At 59.1% G+C, this 4,538-nt stretch carries 5 protein-coding genes; 4 read left to right on the top strand and 1 reads right to left on the bottom strand.

Features of this window, described 5'->3' with window-relative positions; genetic code table 11:
• The 3 genes from P0D80_RS48770 to P0D80_RS48760 all read left to right on the top strand — a co-directional run.
• Positions 1-886, top strand: an 886-nt coding sequence (locus P0D80_RS48770) for a GIY-YIG nuclease family protein (RefSeq protein ID WP_408295567.1), incomplete at its 5' end; no start/stop codon positions are given.
• A gap of 899 nt (positions 887-1,785) precedes the next feature.
• Positions 1,786-2,313 carry an Xre family toxin-antitoxin system antitoxin gene (locus P0D80_RS48765; RefSeq protein ID WP_408295564.1) on the top strand — a complete coding sequence of 176 codons (528 nt, stop codon included), beginning with the start codon at positions 1,786-1,788 and terminating at the stop codon, positions 2,311-2,313.
• Positions 2,310-2,780 carry an RES family NAD+ phosphorylase gene (locus tag P0D80_RS48760; protein WP_408295562.1) on the top strand — a complete coding sequence of 157 codons (471 nt, stop codon included), beginning with the start codon at positions 2,310-2,312 and terminating at the stop codon, positions 2,778-2,780. Before P0D80_RS48765 ends, P0D80_RS48760 begins: the two co-directional genes overlap by 4 nt.
• Here the strand turns inward: P0D80_RS48760 and P0D80_RS48755 are convergent.
• Complete coding sequence (locus P0D80_RS48755; protein WP_408295559.1) at positions 2,730-3,053, bottom strand: hypothetical protein; 324 nt, start codon at positions 3,051-3,053, stop codon at positions 2,730-2,732. The genes P0D80_RS48760 and P0D80_RS48755 overlap by 51 nt on opposite strands.
• Positions 3,054-3,180: 127 nt before the next feature.
• Here P0D80_RS48755 and P0D80_RS48750 point away from each other — a divergent pair, with 127 nt between their 5' ends.
• Positions 3,181-4,536, top strand: a complete 1,356-nt coding sequence (locus tag P0D80_RS48750) for an ATP-binding protein (protein WP_408295556.1) — start codon at positions 3,181-3,183, stop codon at positions 4,534-4,536.
• The last annotated feature ends 2 nt before the right edge of the window (positions 4,537-4,538 follow it).

The raw sequence follows: 4,538 nt of genomic DNA, 5'->3' as shown, positions 1-4,538 counted from the left end.
TCTCGACCTTGACGACGATCTGCTGATCGATCCCAACGAGGCGATTTTCGAGATGCACCACGCGCGGGCGACTCCGGCGAAAGCCGATCGCGTATCCGAGCGCGCCCTCTGCGCGGACTTCGAGAAGTTCAAGCCTATCTTCGACGAGGTGGCGGCCGACCTTTCGTCGGGAAAGAGAAAAAGCATGCGGTTCGCCCGCGAGCAAGACATCGAGGCGGGCGGCTTCTTTATTCTCAATGGCGTCGTGGTGTATGTCGCCGAGGTTCGGGATCCGCACATTCGCAATGGGAAGCGAAACGCTCGCCTGCGGCTGATTTTCGAGAACGGAACGGAGGGCAACAATCTGCTGCGGTCTCTGGCCACGGAGCTTTACAAAGACCCCAACGGTCGCCGCATCTCAGACCCGAACGCCGGGCCGCTTTTCGCGGCGCCCGACACGGAGATTGTGGTGGTGCCGAGCGCGCAGGAGCGCGTGACGGGCCTGATTTATGTCGTCAAGAGCCTTTCCAAGCAGCCAGAAATTGCGAGCCTCGACGGCCAACTCTTCAAGATTGGGTTCACGACGGGAAGCCTGGAAACGCGCATACGGGGCGCAGCTGACGATCCGACGTTTCTGATGGCGCCGGCGCAGCCGGTCATGACTTACGACGCCATCAACTTGAACGTCAACGCGTTCGAGCGGCTGGTGCATCATTTCTTCGCCGAAGCGCGCCTCAACATCGAAGTCATCGATCGATTTGGAAAGCCGATCAAACCTCGGGAGTGGTTCCTGTTGCCGCTGTCGATCATCGAGGAAGCCGTCCCGCTAATTGCCGACGGCAGCATCCTAGGCTACCGCTACGACCACCGGTCCTGCTCCATCATCAAGGCGAATCCGGGCGTTTAGGTTTTTTTAACGGCGGCAGGGAGCCTTCCCATGCTGGCCGCTCTGAGCTCAATGGCGCGCGGCGACCGCGGCGCTCAGCGGAGAGCTTCGACCGCTCAGCGCTAATCGTTCCGAGACGCTCCCGCGCGCCGATGTGAGCGTGTCGTGGCGTGCACGCGAGCTGGCGGTCGCTTTCTTGCAGCACCGCTTCGAAGAGGGGGAGAACGCTGTGCGATCTGCACAATTCCCTAAACGTCGATCTTCAATTCCAGTTGGCGGCCTTGCCGGACGGCTCTCTCAAGATGACGAAACTTTAAGCACGCCCTAAGCCCCCCTTGCGGGCCTGATGAAAAGGACGCGCACCTTTGCCGCAATGGCTGCGCTGTGGGATCGACAACTACGACGCTAGGGGGATGGCTGGAATTCTTTGAAAGCGGCCCTTCGCGATCAATGCAGCGAACGTCGGCTCAGGGGGCGGATTCAACCGGTGGATGCAATAGTTTGCTGGAATCGTTGGAAGTACTGCCGTAGAAGTCCTCCGGCGTCGCTGTTTCATTTGCAACACTCCCACTGCTCACGCAGCCTCTAGTGTGTTGCATCCACCGGTTGAATCCGCCGTCGACAGCGGCCCGTTGTGCTATTTCTGACGTTGAAAGCGCTTGGTTCCCGCGACGGAAAGTTCAGAGTTAAGTGAACCGTATTGCCGATAGTTCAAAGTTAGATGAACCGCAGGTTCAGCTTTAAATGAGCAACCTTCCACAAAGACATTTCCCGGCAAGCCTCCCCACCGGTTCAGAGTTAGATGAACGTCGACAGCAAACGTCTTGTCAAAACCAAATGGGAATGTCTTGTATCCCGTTTGGTAATCGTCTAAACTGGACCCAGTTGGGTATCAATCGTTGCTCATTTGGGAGAATATCATGACGGCAGAAGCAGTAGCAGGACGGCCGCATTCGCGGCGGACGAAGCCAGGCGCTTCGGCGGCAAAGTCCGCAGTGGCCGCCAGGCTCGCTCACATAGGCACCAACGGGCTCGGCGCTCAGGAAGGCGATTTGACGTTTTTTCTCGGCCTCGCCCCGACCGAACAGTCCCGCCTGATTCGAGATGGCATGGAGGCGGTAATCGTCAGCCGAATCGCCACCGAGCTGCTGGAGATTCCCGTGCAAACTCTGCTTGCTAGTCTGCGCCTTCCCAGCAGCACGATCAATCGCAAGATTGCGCAGGGAGAGCGGCTCAGCGCGGGAGAGTCGGACCGTGCGGCTCGCACGATGCTGATTTACGCTCAGGCCAAGGACGTTCTCGAAGACGGCAGGCTGGCGGCTGAATGGATGCTGCGCCCGAACGTTGAGCTGGGTGGTGAACGTCCACTGGACACGCTGGATACGCAGACTGGAATCGATCGTGTGCGTGACATTCTGGTGCGTCTCGAACATGGCGTGACTGTATGAAGGTGTTTCGTCTTGCCAAAGAGAAGCCCGGCAAGTACCGGGCCGATGATCTGAGCGGCAACGGTGCTGCTCTGGCAGGCGGGCGCTGGAATCCGCGGGGAATGCCGGTGCTTTATACCTGCTGCCACGCGTCGACAGCGGTCCTCGAGGCGCGGGTCCATGCGTCAGGGTTGCTGCCTGTGGCCAACTTTTATCTGGTCACGCTGGAAGTGCCGGATAGGGCTGCATCGAGCGCTTACGTGCCTGATCTGCCTGATGACTGGAACGTTCTGGATCGGGATCCAGCGTCGACCGTAGATCTGGCGCGGCAGTGGCTCGAAGCCGGCAAGCGGCTTGCGATGAGGGTGCCGTCCGTTGTTTGCCCTAGTGACGAGAATCTGATTCTGAATCCCTTGCATCCGGGGATGAAACACGTACTAGTGCTGCACAAGCAGCGCTTCGAGCTGGACCGGCGGCTCTTCAAATAAACCCGGCGGCGATCGCGCTTGCGCATCGCCGCCAGACAGGACCATGACAGGCGGAGCGGCGGTATGAATCCCGTTGAAGCGAAAACGACCCTTGAGCAGCTGGCACGCGGCATTGATCCGGAGACGGGCGAAATCCTCGCGGGACAAAGCCCGTTCAACAACCCGCAGGTGATCCGGGCCTTGTTTTTTGCTGTCCAGGAACTCGATAAGCTCAGCGGTGATCCGGCGTCTGCCGGGCGAGCTGCCCGCGAGCGACCGCTTGAAACTTTGCACGTGCAAAGTTCCTCCCCTCGGACGCGACACAACGGACGAGCCTCCGTCCTCGTCAGGACGGGACGTTTTGTGGCGCGGCGCGGGCCGGCGTATCATTCAGCGCAAAACAAACCAGAGAACAATACGCATGACAATTGCTGGCTATGACAAACAGCGGGTTCGGGATCAGCTCGCGGTCGTGCTTTCGGCGGCAGGGCCGATAAGCAAATCGGAAAAGCTCAAGGGTCGTGAGCGGGAACTGGAGACTATTGACCGCGCGATTGGAGTGCCGGGTCGTAACATCTTCATCTATGGTGATAGGGGCGTTGGCAAAAGCTCCCTCGGGCGCACAGTTGCCTACGAGTATCAGAGTTCGGACAACCGGCCGATTATCGTTGGCGGTTCGCCCGATGAGACCTTCGAATCGATCATTGCCAACATTGCCAACGAGGCGATGGCTCGTTCGCACGTCACCAACATCAAGGAGCAGTCCAGCATCTCGCTTGAATGGCGAGGATTGAAGTGGCAGCAAGGACGGGAGATCAGCGCAAAGGATGTCAGGGATCAGCTAAGGACGATTGGCGACGCGGTGGGATTGCTTGAGGAAGTTGCGCGCATGCATTCGAAGCGGCCGGTTGTAGTCGTCGACGAATTCGACACGATCCCGGATGTCCGGGACCGAAACAGGTTCGCGGCGCTGCTCAAGGCGCTTGGCGACCGCGAGGTAGACCTGAAATTCATTTTCACGGGCGTTGGTCGATCACTAGAAGACCTCCTGGGCGCGCATCCTTCGGCATACCGACAGCTTGCGACGTTCGAGGTAAGTCGCTTAGGCTGGGACGCGCGACGCGAGATCGTGACGCAAGCCGCGCAGGAGTTCGGACTGGACGTGAATGACGACGTGAACTGGCGGATCGCGATTGTCAGTGACGGTTTCCCGCACTACGTGCATCTGATCACCGAACACTTGATCTGGCAGGCGTTCGATGACGACACCGATTGCGATAAATTGGAGGCGCAACACTACCAGCTTGGCCTGCGCCACGCGATCGAACAGATGGATGCCAGACTGAAGGGCCCTTACGAGAAGGCGGTGTTGCATCGTGCGCCCGAGTGGGAGGATCTCGTTTGGGCCACGGCCGACGGTGAGGACCTATTCCGGCAGAGTACCGACATCCAGCAGTCCTATAAATCGATTACCGAACGACGCGGGAGTCCCGTCGTGTTCGAGAACAGCAAATTCGCTGAATCGCTGCGCCGACTTAAGGCGGAAAACTATGGGTCCGTGCTCGAGGCGGTGCCACAGCGACAAGGCTGGTACACGTACCGCGAAAAGATGCTCCGGGGCTTTGTACGGATGCAGGCGGAGGCATCGGGTATCGAGCTCAATGGCGAGGCACCGCTGCAACGACAGCGAATGCATGTGCCCGCGAACATGCGAAGCGGATACCACGAAGCGCGTGTACCCGGAAATGTCCGCCTGCGGGACGACCGGAAGAAGTAAGA

The organism is Paraburkholderia sp. RL17-373-BIF-A (assembly GCF_046030175.1).
Classification (GTDB): domain Bacteria; phylum Pseudomonadota; class Gammaproteobacteria; order Burkholderiales; family Burkholderiaceae; genus Paraburkholderia.
This window is presented reverse-complemented; position numbering and strand designations above follow the sequence as displayed.